Here is a 15,814-nt window from a genome sequence, read left to right on the forward strand (position 1 = left end):
TTTACATTATGCAACAAATATTAGTCATATTAACCTTTAGTCTGGCAGCAGGATTTCTGCTAAGGAAATTTGTTTGGAATCCCATTTTTGAAGGTCGCCAAAAGTCTTCCGGAACCTTAGATGGTGGTAAAACCAAATGTGGAAAGAACGATTGTGGTTGCCATTAATTATTTTCTAATCTTCGGAAACTAATAGTACATAATCCAATTTTCCCTGTGTTTCAGAGGTAGGATAAGGTGATAATGATACGCCTTTTAATTTGTATCCTTCCGAAGCAACCAAAGTAGTATCAACAGATCCCTTAAAAAGAATCTCTTTTTGTACCGCCGCTTTACCTTTTTCTTTTACTTCAACTAATATTTTTACCTGTCCGGCCCAGACACAAGTCACATCTGTAGGACAACGTGAATCCTCCAAAACTTTGATAAAATTCACCGAAGCTTTTTGAAACTGAACGGTTTCACCCATTGGGACTTTTACTACAATTTTTGGTACTTCTACAGGCTGATCCTGCGAAAACACAATGGTTGTGCATAATACGATTAATAAAAAGAGTGCTTTTTTCATAACAATAAGTATTTCTGTTTTAAAGATATAGGAAAAAATGATGCCAAAAAATGAGCAGTGTCTAAAATTACCCTCTAAAAAGGAAGAAATCATCCTTCATATGCTCGATGTTTTCATCCCGATTGGTAATAATATATTCGATTGCCAAATCAGTAAACTCTTGCCCTTTGTTGGTTAATGAAACGACCTTGTTTTCAATGGTGATCATATTATTCTTTAAAGCCAGATTGAGCACATTTTTAGAGCGTACTTTCTGCCAATTTATATGTTCGTTTAAATGATTAATATGTCGTTCATTTTCTTCGGAATGATTCGTCAAGTGTAATAAAAAGGTAATCAATGATACTTCTATTCGTTGCTGTTTTTGTCTGTATAAAACCGATAATAGTCCTTTGGATGGTGCAAAAAGATACACCAATAAGAAAACCAACCCAAGTACGGTTGTCATGGAGCCCGAAATAGAGGTATCTAAAATATGGGCAAGCCAATAGCCCGCAATAGCAGCAAAAACACCAATTCCTATGGATAGCCCTAACATTTTTTTGAGATCACTGGTAAGCAAATATGCTGTGGCCGCAGGGGCTATCATTAAAGCAACTACCAAAATAGCACCAACTGCATCGAAAGCACCGACCACTGTTATAGATGAAACCGACATCAACCCGTAATGCAATATAATTGGTGAAAATCCTAATGCAGAGGAGAGCCCTGTATCGAAAGTACTTACTTTTAATTCCTTAAAAAACATCACTAAAAGTGCGAGGGTCATGATCAATATGACGCCCATAACCCAAAGTGATTTAGGGCCCATATCCATTCCGGAAATCAACAATCGATCGAAAGGAGCAAATGCAAGTTCTCCTAAAAGAACGGCATCAACATCCAAATGGACATCGTTCGCGTTTTTAGCAATTAATATCACTCCTATACTAAACAAGGCCGGAAAAACGAGTCCAATGGCGGTGTCTTCCTTTACTAATTTTGTTTTCTGAATTATTTCTACAAGTACGACGGTAATAACTCCGGTAAGGGCTGCTAATAGAATGAGAATAGGTGAATTGAGATCCTGAGTGATAAAGAATCCAATTACGATCCCCGGAAGAATTGCATGACTTATCGCATCACTAATCAACGCCATTTTTCGCAGTACCAGAAAAACGCCGGGAATGGCGCAAGCGATTGCAACGACAGCGGCAATTAATTGTATTTCAATCTGCGGATTATTCATTGTTAGATTGTTGGTTATACAAATCTTCAGCCTCCTTAAATCCCTCATTTGTCAATGCCCATTGCTGCCCTTCAAGAGTAATCCAATGCTTCTCTTCTAGCTTCCGAAGAGAGCCTCGCGTAAAACCATGAAAATTATTCAATATTCTAATGGCATGAGGATGCGAAATATTATCATGTGTTTTAACAATACCGTACATAAACTGAAGCGTTTTCTTTAATTGCAAGTCCTTTCGATTCTTTCGAAATCGAATTTCCCTAAATAACAATCCTCTTCCCGGAGAAAAGATAAAAGAGACAAACACGAAAACACTGGCGACCAAAACTATAACAGGTCCTGTAGAAAGATTATTCTGACTAGCACTAATGGCAGTGCCCAAAACTCCTGAAAAAGCACCAAATATAGCTGCCAGGATGACCATTAGTCCTAAGCTATTTGTCCATTGACGTGCTGCTGCTGCAGGTGCCAGTAATAATGCACTCATTAAAACTACGCCCACTGTTTGTAAACCAAGCACAATGGCAAGTACAATAAAAAATGTAATCAAAATATCAATAAACCGAGTGTTGAAGCCAAGGGTTTTGGTGTAATCGGCATCAAAAAGTAATATTTTAAACTCCTTCCAAAAAAGTAAGAGCACAAATAAACAAATCCCAGTTACAATGATCATGACCTTTACGTCACTTTCAACCAAGGTCGCGGCCTGACCAAATAAGTATTTATCCAAGCCTGCCTGATTTGCATTTGGCTGCTTTTGGATATAAGTAAGCAGCATCATTCCGAAGCCAAAAAATAAGGACAAAATAAGTCCAAGGGCTGTGTCGGTTTTTAAATGTGTTTTAGTGATCATTCCCCGAATCCAAAAGGTGCCAATTAACCCACTTACAAGCGCGCCAAGCATCAGAATATTAGAGTCTTTGGCTCCAGTAATTAAAAAAGCGATCGCAATTCCCGGTAAGGCGGCATGCGAAATGGCATCACCTAATAAACTCTGCTTCCGAAGTACCGCAAAACTACCTAGCATTCCGCATATTGCACCCAATACGGCCGTCCCTAACGTAATAGTACGCAGGGTGTAATCGGTCCATAATAAATTGAAATATTCGCCTATACTCATCTTTAGTCTTTAGTCTTTAGTCTTTAGTCTTTAGTCTTTAGTCTTTAGTCTTTAGTCTTTAGTCTTTAGTCTTTAGTCTTTAAAAATTTCTGAAGATTTGTCAACATTTTAGTTAATTGTGATAATTTATATCTTGATTTCTCATTTGTGTCAGAATTAATAAAATTTTGTCTTTGAGCGGAATTAAAACTGATATCTCCCTAATCCCGGCCCTCTCCCGCTGAGAGGGAGACAATCATTAACATAAACTGAGAACCCATCGACAACTAGTGTTTCTCAAAATTAAATTCTACGTTTTTAATTTTTTCTACAAGCGACGCGTCCTATAAATTACTCGCTACTGGCTACTCGCTATTTATTCACCGCCACCTTATAATTGATACCGTAGGTTTTGGTGAGATTATCATCATTAAAAATATCTTTTACAGGTCCGGTGGCTATCTTTTTTACATTCAAAAAGGTCACCCAATCAAAATACTCGGGCACGGTTTGTAAGTCGTGATGTACAACGACCACAGTTTTGCCTGCTTTCCGAAGCTCTTTTAAAATATTGATAATTGCAATCTCGGTAGTAGCATCGACCCCTTGAAACGGCTCATCCATAAAGTAAATAGAAGCATTTTGAACCAATGCTCGGGCAAGAAATACCCGTTGCTGCTGTCCGCCACTCAACTGACTAATCTGTCTGTTTTTAAAAGATAGCATCCCAACTTTTTCCAAAGCCTCAAGAGCTGCTTTTTTCTCTTTTTGGCCCGGGCGTTTAATCCATCCCAGACTTCCATAGGTTCCCATCATCACGACATCAACCGCCGTTGTAGGGAAATCCCAATCCACGCTGCCCTTTTGAGGCACATACGCAACTAACTTTCGTTGCTTTTCATAAGGTTTATCGTAAATAGCAACACTTCCGGCTATTGGCTTAATAATGCCCAGAATTGCCTTTATTAGGGTAGATTTTCCGGCACCATTGGGACCCACGATTGCCATAAGTACACCTTCCGGAACGGCCAGATCGATATCCCATAACACCGGCTTATAATTATAAGCTACGGTAAGGTCATCTACACTAATTGCTAACTTCGGTTCTTCCATGTTTTAAGTTTTAACGTAGCGCATTTACAATTGTATTTACATTATAGGTAAACATGCCGATGTAAGTGCCTTCAACGCTTCCGGCATCTCCTAAAGCATCACTATACAAAGATCCTCCAATGATCACCTCATGATCTTTAGACAATACCGCCTGTTGAAGTGCTTCAATCGTGCGGCGAGGTACAGAACTCTCAATAAATATAGCTTTCACCTTATTTTCTATAATAAAATCAGATAGCTTTTGAACATCCTGCACACCAGCTTCCGTCGCAGTAGATATGCCTTGTAACCCAACAACATTAAACCCGTATTCCTTTCCGAAGTAATTAAAAGCATCGTGTGCTGTAACCAAAACTCGCTTCTCTTCAGGAAGTGTGGCAATAATAGAACGAACTTCCAATTCCAACTGACTTAGTTGTTCCTGAAACACCGTATTATTCTCCTCAAAAGCCGCTTTATGCTTTGGAGCTTTTTCAGATAAAACGGCCGTCACTTTCTCGGCAAATTGTTTAAAAAACTGAATATTGAACCAAACATGTGGATCGTAATTGGATGTGAAATAGGTCGATCCTATAAGTTCTTTTTTATCTAAAAACTCACCCAAAGCGACCGTTGTTTTTTGTTGGCCTTCCATTTTTTCCAAAACCTCCACCAATTTTCCTTCTAAGTGAAGTCCGTTATAAAAGATAACATCAGCATTATAAAATTTGGACACATCGCCTTCACTAGCCTTATACAAATGAGGGTCGACTCCAGCACCCATCAGTCCCTCAATCTCTACCAGATCTCCACCAATATTTTTAACAAGATCGGTAATCATTGATGTAGTTGTGACCACTTTCAGTTTTCCATTATCTTCGGAAGTGTTTTTACACCCAAAAAATGCAATCGTAATGAATATTAAATATATTTTCTTCATGCTAATTTGTTTGAACATATAAATTTTCCGCGATCTTTTTTGATATAAAAAATTGATCGCGTCCTACTTGAATCACCATAGAGCCATCGAAGAATTCTTTTCCCAAAACGGTGATTTTTGTACGAATACTGATCTTTTTCTTGTCGAGGTACTGCAAAAATTCGGGTGTAGATTCTTTTACACCTACACAAACCCCATTTTGATTCTTGTTAAGTTCGGAAAGTAATTTTTTCTCCGTCTTTTTCACATTTCCATGCTTGTCGGGAATGGGGTCTCCATGCGGATCGAAATCTGGAAAACCTAGAAATTTGTCTAATCGAACTATTAATTCATCGGACTGTATATGCTCCAATTGTTCTGCAATTTCATGAACTTCGTCCCAGTGAAAATTGAGTTTTTCTACCAAAAATACTTCCCACAATCTATGCTTCCGAATAACATTAGTAGCAACCTTACGTCCCGTAGGTGTTAGTAAAGCACCTTTATACTTTTTATATGATAAGACCTCCTTTTCGGCTAATTTTTGAACCATATCCGTCACCGATGACGGTTTGGTATCCATACGATCTGCAATAGAATTGGTACTCACTTCTCCTTGAAACTCTTGTTCCAAATGATAGATGGCTTTGATATAATTTTCCTCTGCTAATGTAAACATAGGGCAAAGGTAAACATTTTTACAAGCGTTATAAAAAAATAATTTTAGATAAGACTAAAAATTAACATTAAAAAGCGCTTAGACCCACCTTAATTCCTTCGGAATGCATTCTAGGTAAATTAAAAGATTGAAATATATTAGAAACCCCGTTCCTTTTGAAGCTGTTCATAAGCCTCCTGCACTTTTCGGAACTTCTCTTCTGCTCCCTTTTGATGCACCTCATCCATATGTTGAAGTTTGTCTGGATGATATTTCTTTGCCATTTCACGATAGGCTTTTTTCACTTCTACATCGGTCGCTGTACGCTCAATTTCCAAAATTTTATATGCACTATCAGGATTTTTAAAGAACATAGCCTTAATACTCTCAAAATCCCGAAAATTCACACCAAGAAAACCTCCTATTCGGTTAATCTCGCTCACTTCGGCCTCTGTAACATGGCCATCGGCATTTGCAATACTAAATAGAAAATGGAGCACCTGAAGTCGGGACTCATAACGCATTCGCTGACGCAGCAGGCCACCAATATTTGCGGCAGATATTTCACGCTTTTTTATTACTTCATTGAAAACTTTGAATGTGGCATTGGCACGATCCTTACCGTAGGATTGTACAAAATATTGTCGAACATAATCCAACTCGCTCTGACTTACATTCCCATCGGCTTTAATCACTAGCGATGCCAATGAAAGCAAATTAAGCTCGAAATCGGCAGGGGAAACCCTGTCTCCTGATCGCTGTTGAAAAATAGTTTTACGAGCTGATCCCTTGCCACCCATGTTATCGATAAGGCCTCCAACGATAAAACCTACGATTGCGCCTGGAAATCTATAAATAAAATAGCCTACAATGGCTAAAATCCAACTAAACATACTGCGTTATATTCTTAAAAATTAATTTTCGCAAATATAGGGAACTTACTACGGTCTTAAACGTTTTAATTGAATTGATCATAGGCTTCCTAAATGGTGATAAAAGGGTCTTATTTTCTTTTCCCCGTACAAAATTAGTTATCTTTGTATCAAATTTGTTACAAATAAAAAATAAGAGAAATTATGTATCCAGCAGAATTGATAAAGCCAATGCGTGAAGACCTTACAAATATAGGTTTCACAGAGTTATATACTGAAAATGATGTAAGCGAGGCGCTTAAAAAAGAGGGAACTACTCTTGTCGTGGTAAATTCAGTTTGTGGTTGTGCGGCTGCAAATGCACGTCCGGGAGCTAGAATGGCATTACAAAATGCTAAGACACCCGATAATTTAGTGACTGTTTTTGCCGGAGTTGACCGTGAAGCGGTTGATGCTGCCCGTGCTCAAATGGTGCCGTTTCCTCCAAGTTCACCTTCTATGGCCTTGTTTAAAAACGGGGAGTTAGTGCATATGTTAGAGCGTCATCATATTGAAGGAAGACAAGCAGATATGATTGCCGAAAACCTAAAAGGAGCATTCGACGAATACTGTTAATTTGATAATATCCTCTGTAAATTACAAGGATTTAATAATATTTTAAAACCGTTTCTAAAAAATTGGAAACGGTTTTTTACTTTTGAAATTAAATGAAACAAATCTCACACATACTAAGTTATCCGTTTACGATGCTGTTTTATTTGTTCTTCGGAATATCATTGTTATTATTTCACGTGATTCAAATAATTTGTTTGAAGCTTTTCGGCTATGACGCTCATAAAAAAAGTGTCGATTATTTTAACTGGACTATCATGCGTTGCTTAAATATTTTAGGCACACGCATTTCCATGAAAATCACCCAGCCACTTCCAGAAGGCGTTCCATTAATATTTGTATCCAATCACCAAAGTATGTGGGACATTCCGCCTATTATTTGGTCTCTGAGGAAATATCATCCAAAGTTTATTTCTAAAATAGAACTTGGCAAGGGAATTCCATCTATCTCCTATAATTTGAGACATGGAGGTGCCGCGTTGATCAATCGAAAGAATCCCAGACAAGCTATCACTGAAATGATTCGATTCACTAAATATTTGGTAGAATTTAATCGCAGTGGTGTAATTTTTCCTGAAGGCACTCGTAGTCGGGATGGTGTTCCAAAAACTTTTCATCGTAAAGGACTTGTCACACTCTTTAAGTTTGCTCCTGAAGCGTATGTGGTACCAATAACTGTAAACAATTCCTGGAAATTACAACGCTTCGGAATGTTCCCAATGCCTCTAGGCGTTCATTTAAAACACATAGTGCATCCGGCTATTAAAATTTCTGATTTACCTTCAGAAGAACTTATAGACAAGGTAGAAAATATTATTAAATCTGCCGTAAGCAACTAATGTTTTCCGAGAAAGATCAAGAAATAGTCGATAATACCATTCAGTTTGTAAAAGATGAACTGAAAAACGCCGAAGGGGGTCATGATTGGTTTCATATTGAACGAGTATATAAGAATGCCATGTTGATTGCTTCTGAAATGCCTTCCGAAGCACAGGAAAAAATAGATTTTCTTATCGTCGCACTTGGTGCCTTACTTCATGATATAGCTGATTCCAAATTTCATAAGGGTGATGAAACCGTTGGTCCCAAAAAAGCGGCTCAGTTTCTTAAAAACGAAGATATTTCCGAAGAAAAAACACAGCATATTGTAAAAATTATCGAAAATATCTCTTTTAAAGGAGGGAACAGAGAACAGAGTTTTAAGTCGGTTATGCTTGATATTGTTCAGGATGCCGACCGTTTGGATGCCTTGGGAGCTATTGGTATTGCGAGAACCTTCAACTATGGCGGATTTAAAAACCGAACTTTGTACAACCCGGATATAAAGCCTGACCTCAATATGTCACCCGAGACCTATAAAGCTTCCGAAGCGCCTACGATAAACCATTTTTACGAAAAATTGCTCCTTCTAAAAGACCGAATGAACACCGAAGCAGGAAAGAAAATCGCGATGGAAAGACATCGCTTCATGGAAACTTACCTGAAGCAATTTTATGCAGAATGGGATGGTAAACTTTAGTACAGCAAACTAAAACAACCGAGTCTGTGGATTTTTCAATGCTAAATAATGGCTGGAATCCAGTGTAGATGATCGTTTCTCTTTTAGATATTTTTTCTTCGCGAGTGTCATAGTGGCTTTTAACTGTGCCGCATAAGTTCCTTCGCCACGCATTCGGGTTCCGAACCGACTATCATTTAAAGAACCCCCATGACATTCGGCTATCTGGTTTAAAATTTTTTCGGCTCTATCCGGCATCGTTTTGTAAGCCCAATCCTTAAAAATTTCAGCAATCTGTCCGTTTAGTCTTACAATGGTAAATGCCACATCATAAGCGCCTAATTCAGCCACTTTTTTAACCAAAGGCAGTATTTCATGACTGTTTAAAGAAGGTATTATTGGCGCCATCATTACTCTCACCGGAATATTATTATCTGAAAGTATCTGGAGTGTTTTAAGCCTATTTTTTATACTCGCGGTTCTGGGTTCCAATAATCTTCTGGTTTCTTCGGAAAGTGAGGTGATGGATAGATTAACACTCACTAAATTTAAAGCTGAAAGCTCTTTGAGCAAATCCAAATCTCGAAGGATAAGGGAGTTTTTCGTTATAATCCCCACGGGATGCTTCCATTTTAAAAGGATTTGGAGGCATTTTCTGGTGATTTCCAATTTTCTCTCGATAGGCTGATAACAATCTGTATTCCCTGAAAAAACGATGGTCTCGCCCTGCCAATTCTTACTTCTTAACTTTTGCTCGAGAAGTTCGGGGGCATTCTTTTTTACCAAGATGTTCCTTTCAAAATCTAATCCGGCACCATATCCCCAGTACTGATGACTGTTACGTGCATAGCAATACACGCAACCATGCTCACATCCCTGATATGGATTGGCAGAATAGCTCATGCCTACATCCGGACTCGAGACTTTGTTCACGAAGGTCTTCGGAAAAACATCGATGTATTTTGTACGGTTCTTATCGGCAACTTCTCCTTCCGCTTCGCAGAAATTGAGATACTCATCTAGTACTTCATGTTGTAATTCAAAAAAACGATTGTGAATAGCACGCTGCGCTCCGCGACCTTTGATAGGTTCAGGCATAAAAAAACTTTGATAGATTAGGAGTCGATCAAAGTTAATTGTAATTAGGAAAAATTCCTAGTGTATTTGGAATAATTCCGATTATTTATTTTCCGGGAAAGTTAGCTTTTCGTTTTTCTAAAAACGCTTGGGTACCTTCTTTAAAATCGGCTGTTCCAAAGCACTTTCCGAATTCCATGATTTCTGTATCGAAGCCGTTCTCACCATCTTCGTAACCCGCATTGATCGATGAAATGGCAGCAGCGATAGCTACCGGAGAATTTCTCATGATTTTTCCCGCAATGCCTTCAGTAAAGGAAATAAGTTCATCCTGAGATGCGATGTGATTTACTAGTCCGTATTGTAGCGCTTGATTCGCGTCGATCATAGAGGCGGTCATTATCATTTCCATGGCTCTTCCTTTGCCAACCAATTGTGGGAGTCTTTGTGTTCCACCGTATCCCGGTATTAATCCGAGAGATACTTCCGGCAGTCCCATTTTCGCATTTTCCGAAGCGATTCTAAAATGTGCAGACATAGCTAGTTCTAACCCTCCTCCTAATGCAAAACCGTTAACGGCTGCTATAACAGGCGTAGATAGATTCGCTACATAATCGAATAAAAGTGCCTGTCCTTGAGATGCTAATTGTCCTCCTTCAGAAACAGAAAAATCTGAAAATTCACTTATATCAGCTCCTGCAACAAATGCTTTTTCCCCACTTCCGGTTATTATAATCACTTTTGTTTTAGAGTCTTCATCGGCCGTTTTAAAAGCTTTGTGAAGCTCTTTTATGGTTTCTTTGTTTAATGCATTGAGTTTTGAAGGTCGATTAATGGTAATTGTAGTAATTCCATTATCTCTACTGGATAAAATGTTTTGGAAGGTCATAAATTCAATTTGTTAGGTTTGTGGGGAGTAAAGTACCAAATTTAAGAAAATCGTTATAAAAGTCGAGGGAATAACACTTTAAATGTGGTGGTATTTTCTTCGGAAATACTTAAAGTGATTGTTCCGTTATAATTTTCTACTATTTTTTTCACCATTGCAAGTCCAAGTCCCATGCCACTCGATTTGGTCGTGAATTTAGGTTCGAAAATCTTATCCGCGTTTTCCTCTGAAACCCCTATTCCATTGTCGGTAACAGAGATTCCAACGAGGGTTCCTTCAGTAAAAACGTTGACCTCAATTCTAGGGTTCGGGTTTTGGTTTTGCTCGATCGCCTGAATGCTATTTTTTACAAGATTGGTAATCACTCGAATTAACTGGGTGCGATCAAATTTTACTGTGATTGAATCCTCTTCCGAAGAAAAATAAATATAATCCTCGTTAAAAATATCGAGTGCTAGTTTAGTGATTTTTACTACGTTCAAAGTTTCATCTTTCTGTGCCGGCATGGTCGCGTAGGTAGAAAAGGCTGAAGCTATAGAACTCATGGTGTCTATTTGCTGAATAATAGTATTACTATACTCTTCAATTTTCTTCGCCGCATCCGGATCGGTAGGGTCAAATTTTCGCTGAAAACTCTGTACTGTTAATCGCATAGGCGTCAACGGGTTCTTAATCTCATGTGCAACCTGTTTCGCCATTTCACGCCATGCCGCTTCCCGTTCACTAGCTGCTAACTGGGCCGCACTATTTTCCAATTCATCGATCATCCCGTTATAAGCATTAATAAGCGTAGAGATCTCTTCGGAAGTGTCTGTGATTAAAATCCGCTTGTTGCGCTTGTTTAAACGGGTTTCGGTAATTTTTTCAGTGATTTCATTCAGTGATTTTGTGATAAACTTTGATAAAAAATAAGCCAGCGTAATCGCAATCAATAACATAAAGATATAGGCAATTCCGAGGCGCGATAAGTTCTCTTTTAGCTCCTTTTTAATAAATCCGTCATCCTCAATATAAGGCAGATTTAAGATTGCTAAGGGTTTAAAATGAGGATCGGTAATAAATGTATAGGAGGAACGATACTCCTGTCCCTCCTCTTCAAATTCTTCGATAAAATTCTTTGATGGTGAGTTTTCGAGTGCGTTTATAGCATACTGCTTCATTTTCTTGCTCGTGGTATCCACAAAAAATGATGCCTTGGATGACTTTAGTAAATTTCCGTCCAGATCGTATAAGTAGATTTCCAGATTGTGAATAGCCTTTAACTCATATATCTTCTCTTTAAAAATTAAAGGAATTTTATCGGTCTCAACAGGATAAGTCGTGTTTTTTAGAATGAAATCAATGTTCTTACGTATGTTTTCTTCTTTCCGAAGCAAGCGATCTCTGTGATAGTCTTCCGCTTCCTCTCTGTACTGATAAACCGTTACAATTGCGATAAGGATTGAAGCACCTATCACTAAAAGTAACATCGATAAAAATATTCGGAATCTTAAGGACTTATGAATGCGCATTAATTACGATTTGTTAAGGGAAGATAGCAATAATTAAACCAAACATCTGAAGCTCACATTTAGTTTCTTTCCCGCAGTCTTTTATAAAACTTATAGCCCAGCATGAGCAATACTGAAAACAATAAGATACCTATCACCCCGTAAATCCAATTTACAGCGTTGCGTAAAACCACCAAAAAAACGATCGCAAAAAGTATAATTGTCGCTCCCTCATTAAAAAGGCGCATAAAATTTGACGAGTGTTTTACAATATCATTTTGAAGCTGTTTATAAATAATATGGCATTTTATATGATAGATAATAAGCAAAAATACAAAGCCTAATTTTACTTGCATCCAAGCATCCGACAAATAGAAAGGCCTTAAAACGATAAGCCATATTGCAAAGCCAATAGCTAAAATCATGGATGGCCAGGTGATTATCGTCCATAGTCGTTTTGCCATTATTTTAAACTGTGCGCCGAGTATTTCTTTGTCAGGAGAAGGTTTATGAAAGGCTTCAATTTGGTACACAAACAATCGGACAATATAGAAAAGTCCTGCAAACCAAGTGATCACAAAAATTAAATGAAGGGATTTTATGTAATTGTATTCCATATTCATCCCCTGCGTAGGCAGGGGTCTTTTTTAGGTATTGAGATTTTAGTTCTTATCGTCTTCAATAAACAGATAATTTAATTTCAAGGTATTAAAAGCCTCATTAAAATTCGCAATTTCTTCTGAAACCAAAGCGTCAAATTTCAACAATTGAGAATCAATTTGCTGCGTAAGTTCGTTTTTTACAGCAATATCTTGTTGGGTTGGGGGAAAATCGTCCATACCTACCAAACTGTTTAAATGCCCTAATTTATTGGTTAAACGTATTGGAAAGTTTAAGGGATCCTGCCCGCTTTTATTCTTAGTTTGATACAGTGTTTTTTCGATTTCTGAAAAATCCTCACTTAGCTTTTTGGCCTTTTCTACCAACTCTTTAGTCGCTTCATTGTCTTTGTACTGTTTCTGAAACGCCTCCAACTGATCATTAATCTTTCGTATTTTTTTGATGGATTTGTGAGCTTTATCAATGGTTGAATTTATATCAGAAATAAAATCGAACTGTCGTTGCATTCCAGCCATATTGGTCTCGGCATTTTTATCTGCAACAATTTTGAAGTCCTCAACAATACTTTTATCGTCATAATGCAATATCACATTATAATCACCGGGGACAGCTTGTGGCGCATCCAGACTTGCCCACCAAAGGATCATTCCGTCGAGTTTTTCAGCACCTTTTCCTTTCATATCCCAACTGTGAAAATTGGCTCCTTTTTTTACTTCCAGTTTGTTTTTATCGTCTTTGGTGCCATACGTTCGTAAAGTATCACCTCGTTTGTTTAGATAACTGAGTTTAATTTCTTTCTCTTCAGGATTGTCCAAGTAGAAGTAGGTCATCACACCAGCCGCGTGATTTGTTCCGGTGGTTAAAGAACCACTTTTAGAACTTCCTTTCATTCGATATGTATCTTTTGGTTTAAAGAGAATATCTTCATTATTTTTAGTAGCTTCGGAAAGCTGATGAAGTAGTGATAAATCATCTATAATCCATAGGCTTCGTCCTTGAGTAGCTACGATGAGATTGTTATCTTTTACCGCAAGATCCGTTATTGGTACAATGGGCAAATTCAGCTGAAACGGTTTCCAATTGTTTCCGTCATCGAAAGAGATGTACATACCTGTTTCAGTTCCGGCATACAACAGTCCTTTTTGCTTCGGATCTTCTCGCACTACTCTTGTAAAATGCTCGTCCGGAATACCGTTTGTAATCTTCTTCCAGGTTTTTCCGAAGTCATTAGTTTTATAAAGATAAGGAGCAAAGTCACCGGTTTTATATTTGGTGCCGGCAATATAGCATGTACCTACATTGAAAACAGAAGGCTCCACACTATTGATCATCATCCACTCTGGCATTCCTTTGGGAGTTACATTCTCCCAATTTTTTCCTCCATCCTTAGAAACATGCAACAGACCATCATCGCTTCCGGTCCATAATACACCTTCTTTCAAGGGAGATTCAGCTGCGGCGAATATGGTACAGTAATATTCTACAGAAGTATTGTCTTGAGTAATTGGCCCCCCAGATGATTTAAGTTTAGTGGCATCATTTCGGGTAAGATCCGGGCTTAGTAATTCCCAGCTCTCCCCTTCATTGGTGGTGGCATGCAAATGATTGGAAGCTGTGTACAGTTTATTCGGGTTATGAGGCGAAAAGAAAATAGGGAAGTTCCACTGAAAACGGTACTTCATGTCTTCGGCACCATGTCCCATTGGATTATCGGGCCAAACACTCACACTGCGAACCGTCTTTTTTTCGTGATTGTATCGCGTTAAAAATCCGTCGTAGCTACCACCATAGACTATCTCATTATTCTTTGGATCTACAGCTATGTGAGCACTTTCGCCTCCAGCTGTTCTTTCCCAATCGTCTTCATCTATATTTCCGCCTTCGTTTCTATGGGCTATTCGAATAGTCGAATTATCCTGTTGTGCCGCATAAATACGGTAGGGAAAAGAATTATCGGTGGTTACCCGATAAAACTGGGATGTCGGCTGATTGTGATACGTACTCCAGGTCTCTCCACCATCGTAGGTTGTTTGGGCTCCTCCATCGTCTCCAATAATCATTCTGTTAGGATCTTCAGGGGCAATCCATAGATCGTGATGATCGCCATGAGGTGTATCGTAGGTTTCAAAAGTTTTGCCCCCGTCCGTACTTTTATGATGCTGAACATTTAGCACATACATAATATCTTTATCCATAGGATCGGCATAGATACGCGTATAATACCATGCTCTTTGACGCAATTTACGTTCACTATTAATGTTTTCCCAGGTATCTCCACCGTCTTCACTTCGGTAAACACCGCCCTTTTCTTTGTTTTCGACGATAGCCCAGACACGTTCACTATTTGCTGGAGATACAGTTACACCTATAATTCCTAAGGTGTCTGTAGGAAATCCTTTGTTCTTTGATATTTCTTTCCAGGTTTCACCACTATCAGTACTTTTCCAAAGTGCGGAACCATCACCACCGCTGCTCAAGCTAAAAGGTGTTCGCCGTACATTCCATGTAGAGGCAAATAAAATTCTAGGATTATTAGGGTCCATTACAAGATCTACAGCCCCTGAATTTTCGTTGGCAAACAAGGTTTTTCTCCATGAATTCCCGCCATCGGTACTTTTAAAAACCCCTCGTTCTTGGGAGGGTTTGTAAATATTACCGAGGACCGCTGCATAGACTATATTATGATTTTTAGGATGTACAGCAATTCTTGGAATATGTCTTCCTTTTTCGAGTCCCATTTGTTTCCATGACTTCCCTGCATTTTCTGTTTTCCAGATACCATAACCTGAAGAAACATTTCCACGCACGGTTTTTTCACCTCCACCAACATAGATCACATTGGGGTCATCTTCGGCAACTTCTATAGCTCCGATAGATCCACCAAAAAAGCCATCAGATATGTTGTTCCAATGTCTTCCTCCGTCTTTGGTTTCCCAAACTCCTCCACCGGTGGCTCCAAAATAAAACAGATTAGGTTTTCCGGGCACTCCGGTTACAGCAGCGCTTCGGCCGCCACGAAACGGTCCGATAAGGCGATATTCCATAGCGTCGTAATATTTCTCATCGTAGGTCTGACTTTGAATGGATTCTGGAAAAATTCCGAAGAAAATAAAGAAAATAAGCAACTGAAAACGCGACATAATAAAAATTTAAAATGATTTTAAAGATACCTATTTCCGAAGCAATTCAATAAAG

16 protein-coding genes are annotated in these 15,814 nt (G+C 38.5%); 4 read left to right on the forward strand and 12 right to left on the reverse strand.

The window, feature by feature from the left end; genetic code table 11:
* Positions 1-8 precede the first annotated feature (8 nt).
* On the forward strand, positions 9-167 hold the full coding sequence (locus BXY75_RS17065; RefSeq protein WP_170152827.1) for a hypothetical protein: 159 nt from the start codon (positions 9-11) through the stop codon (positions 165-167).
* A 7-nt stretch (positions 168-174) separates the two neighbouring features.
* On the opposite strand, the gene BXY75_RS01425 is transcribed toward BXY75_RS17065, so the two are convergent.
* The 7 genes from BXY75_RS01425 to BXY75_RS01455 all read right to left on the reverse strand — a co-directional run bounded on the left by BXY75_RS01425 (position 175) and on the right by BXY75_RS01455 (position 6,453).
* Positions 175-567, reverse strand: a complete 393-nt coding sequence (locus BXY75_RS01425; RefSeq protein WP_121905915.1) for a hypothetical protein — start codon at positions 565-567, stop codon at positions 175-177.
* A 67-nt stretch (positions 568-634) separates the two neighbouring features.
* The gene (locus BXY75_RS01430; RefSeq protein WP_121905916.1) at positions 635-1,795 is read right to left on the reverse strand and encodes a metal ABC transporter permease; all 1,161 of its coding nucleotides are present in this window, start codon (positions 1,793-1,795) and stop codon (positions 635-637) included.
* Positions 1,788-2,912 carry a metal ABC transporter permease gene (locus BXY75_RS01435; protein WP_121905917.1) on the reverse strand — a complete coding sequence of 375 codons (1,125 nt, stop codon included), beginning with the start codon at positions 2,910-2,912 and terminating at the stop codon, positions 1,788-1,790. The genes BXY75_RS01430 and BXY75_RS01435 overlap by 8 nt, the downstream gene beginning before the upstream one ends.
* A gap of 351 nt (positions 2,913-3,263) precedes the next feature.
* Positions 3,264-4,004: a metal ABC transporter ATP-binding protein gene (locus BXY75_RS01440; protein WP_121905918.1), complete on the reverse strand. Its 741-nt coding sequence runs from the start codon at positions 4,002-4,004 to the stop codon at positions 3,264-3,266.
* A 10-nt stretch (positions 4,005-4,014) separates the two neighbouring features.
* Complete coding sequence (locus tag BXY75_RS01445) at positions 4,015-4,923, reverse strand: metal ABC transporter solute-binding protein, Zn/Mn family (protein WP_121906577.1); 909 nt, start codon at positions 4,921-4,923, stop codon at positions 4,015-4,017.
* Position 4,924: 1 nt separating this feature from the next.
* Positions 4,925-5,581 (reverse strand): metal-dependent transcriptional regulator, encoded by a 657-nt coding sequence (locus BXY75_RS01450; protein WP_121905919.1) that lies wholly within the window; start codon positions 5,579-5,581, stop codon positions 4,925-4,927.
* 137 nt (positions 5,582-5,718) lie between these two features.
* A complete protein-coding gene (locus BXY75_RS01455; protein ID WP_121905920.1) occupies positions 5,719-6,453 on the reverse strand; it encodes a molecular chaperone DjiA in 735 nt (244 codons plus the stop codon).
* Positions 6,454-6,636: 183 nt separating this feature from the next.
* Between BXY75_RS01455 and BXY75_RS01460 the strand changes: the two genes are divergently transcribed.
* The 3 genes from BXY75_RS01460 to BXY75_RS01470 all read left to right on the forward strand — a co-directional run bounded on the left by BXY75_RS01460 (position 6,637) and on the right by BXY75_RS01470 (position 8,563).
* Complete coding sequence (locus tag BXY75_RS01460) at positions 6,637-7,047, forward strand: BrxA/BrxB family bacilliredoxin (protein ID WP_121905921.1); 411 nt, start codon at positions 6,637-6,639, stop codon at positions 7,045-7,047.
* Between the two features lie 92 nt (positions 7,048-7,139).
* Positions 7,140-7,883 carry a lysophospholipid acyltransferase family protein gene (locus BXY75_RS01465; protein ID WP_317125231.1) on the forward strand — a complete coding sequence of 248 codons (744 nt, stop codon included), beginning with the start codon at positions 7,140-7,142 and terminating at the stop codon, positions 7,881-7,883.
* The gene (locus BXY75_RS01470) at positions 7,883-8,563 is read left to right on the forward strand and encodes an HD domain-containing protein (protein WP_121905922.1); all 681 of its coding nucleotides are present in this window, start codon (positions 7,883-7,885) and stop codon (positions 8,561-8,563) included. The genes BXY75_RS01465 and BXY75_RS01470 overlap by 1 nt, the downstream gene beginning before the upstream one ends.
* Positions 8,564-8,572: 9 nt before the next feature.
* Here BXY75_RS01470 and BXY75_RS01475 read toward each other — a convergent pair whose 3' ends face one another.
* The 5 genes from BXY75_RS01475 to BXY75_RS01495 form a co-directional block, all read right to left on the reverse strand.
* On the reverse strand, positions 8,573-9,640 hold the full coding sequence (locus BXY75_RS01475) for a PA0069 family radical SAM protein (protein WP_121905923.1): 1,068 nt from the start codon (positions 9,638-9,640) through the stop codon (positions 8,573-8,575).
* 85 nt (positions 9,641-9,725) lie between these two features.
* Positions 9,726-10,508 carry an enoyl-CoA hydratase/isomerase family protein gene (locus tag BXY75_RS01480; RefSeq protein WP_121905924.1) on the reverse strand — a complete coding sequence of 261 codons (783 nt, stop codon included), beginning with the start codon at positions 10,506-10,508 and terminating at the stop codon, positions 9,726-9,728.
* Between the two features lie 53 nt (positions 10,509-10,561).
* Positions 10,562-12,019, reverse strand: a complete 1,458-nt coding sequence (locus BXY75_RS01485; RefSeq protein WP_170152828.1) for a sensor histidine kinase — start codon at positions 12,017-12,019, stop codon at positions 10,562-10,564.
* Positions 12,020-12,078: 59 nt separating this feature from the next.
* A complete protein-coding gene (locus tag BXY75_RS01490; RefSeq protein ID WP_121906579.1) occupies positions 12,079-12,615 on the reverse strand; it encodes a CopD family protein in 537 nt (178 codons plus the stop codon).
* 45 nt (positions 12,616-12,660) lie between these two features.
* On the reverse strand, positions 12,661-15,759 hold the full coding sequence (locus BXY75_RS01495; protein WP_121905926.1) for a WD40/YVTN/BNR-like repeat-containing protein: 3,099 nt from the start codon (positions 15,757-15,759) through the stop codon (positions 12,661-12,663).
* Positions 15,760-15,814: the final 55 nt, after the last annotated feature.

Source organism: Ulvibacter antarcticus, assembly GCF_003688405.1.
Lineage (GTDB): Bacteria > Bacteroidota > Bacteroidia > Flavobacteriales > Flavobacteriaceae > Ulvibacter > Ulvibacter antarcticus.

Coding starts and splice junctions, on each gene's coding strand:
- BXY75_RS17065 (WP_170152827.1), top strand. CDS start 9: ATGCAACAAATATTAGTCATATTAACCTTTAGTCTGGCAGCAGGATTT.
- BXY75_RS01425 (WP_121905915.1), bottom strand. CDS start 567: ATGAAAAAAGCACTCTTTTTATTAATCGTATTATGCACAACCATTGTG.
- BXY75_RS01430 (WP_121905916.1), bottom strand. CDS start 1,795: ATGAATAATCCGCAGATTGAAATACAATTAATTGCCGCTGTCGTTGCA.
- BXY75_RS01435 (WP_121905917.1), bottom strand. CDS start 2,912: ATGAGTATAGGCGAATATTTCAATTTATTATGGACCGATTACACCCTG.
- BXY75_RS01440 (WP_121905918.1), bottom strand. CDS start 4,004: ATGGAAGAACCGAAGTTAGCAATTAGTGTAGATGACCTTACCGTAGCT.
- BXY75_RS01445 (WP_121906577.1), bottom strand. CDS start 4,923: ATGAAGAAAATATATTTAATATTCATTACGATTGCATTTTTTGGGTGT.
- BXY75_RS01450 (WP_121905919.1), bottom strand. CDS start 5,581: ATGTTTACATTAGCAGAGGAAAATTATATCAAAGCCATCTATCATTTG.
- BXY75_RS01455 (WP_121905920.1), bottom strand. CDS start 6,453: ATGTTTAGTTGGATTTTAGCCATTGTAGGCTATTTTATTTATAGATTT.
- BXY75_RS01460 (WP_121905921.1), top strand. CDS start 6,637: ATGTATCCAGCAGAATTGATAAAGCCAATGCGTGAAGACCTTACAAAT.
- BXY75_RS01465 (WP_317125231.1), top strand. CDS start 7,140: ATGAAACAAATCTCACACATACTAAGTTATCCGTTTACGATGCTGTTT.
- BXY75_RS01470 (WP_121905922.1), top strand. CDS start 7,883: ATGTTTTCCGAGAAAGATCAAGAAATAGTCGATAATACCATTCAGTTT.
- BXY75_RS01475 (WP_121905923.1), bottom strand. CDS start 9,640: ATGCCTGAACCTATCAAAGGTCGCGGAGCGCAGCGTGCTATTCACAAT.
- BXY75_RS01480 (WP_121905924.1), bottom strand. CDS start 10,508: ATGACCTTCCAAAACATTTTATCCAGTAGAGATAATGGAATTACTACA.
- BXY75_RS01485 (WP_170152828.1), bottom strand. CDS start 12,019: ATGCGCATTCATAAGTCCTTAAGATTCCGAATATTTTTATCGATGTTA.
- BXY75_RS01490 (WP_121906579.1), bottom strand. CDS start 12,615: ATGGAATACAATTACATAAAATCCCTTCATTTAATTTTTGTGATCACT.
- BXY75_RS01495 (WP_121905926.1), bottom strand. CDS start 15,759: ATGTCGCGTTTTCAGTTGCTTATTTTCTTTATTTTCTTCGGAATTTTT.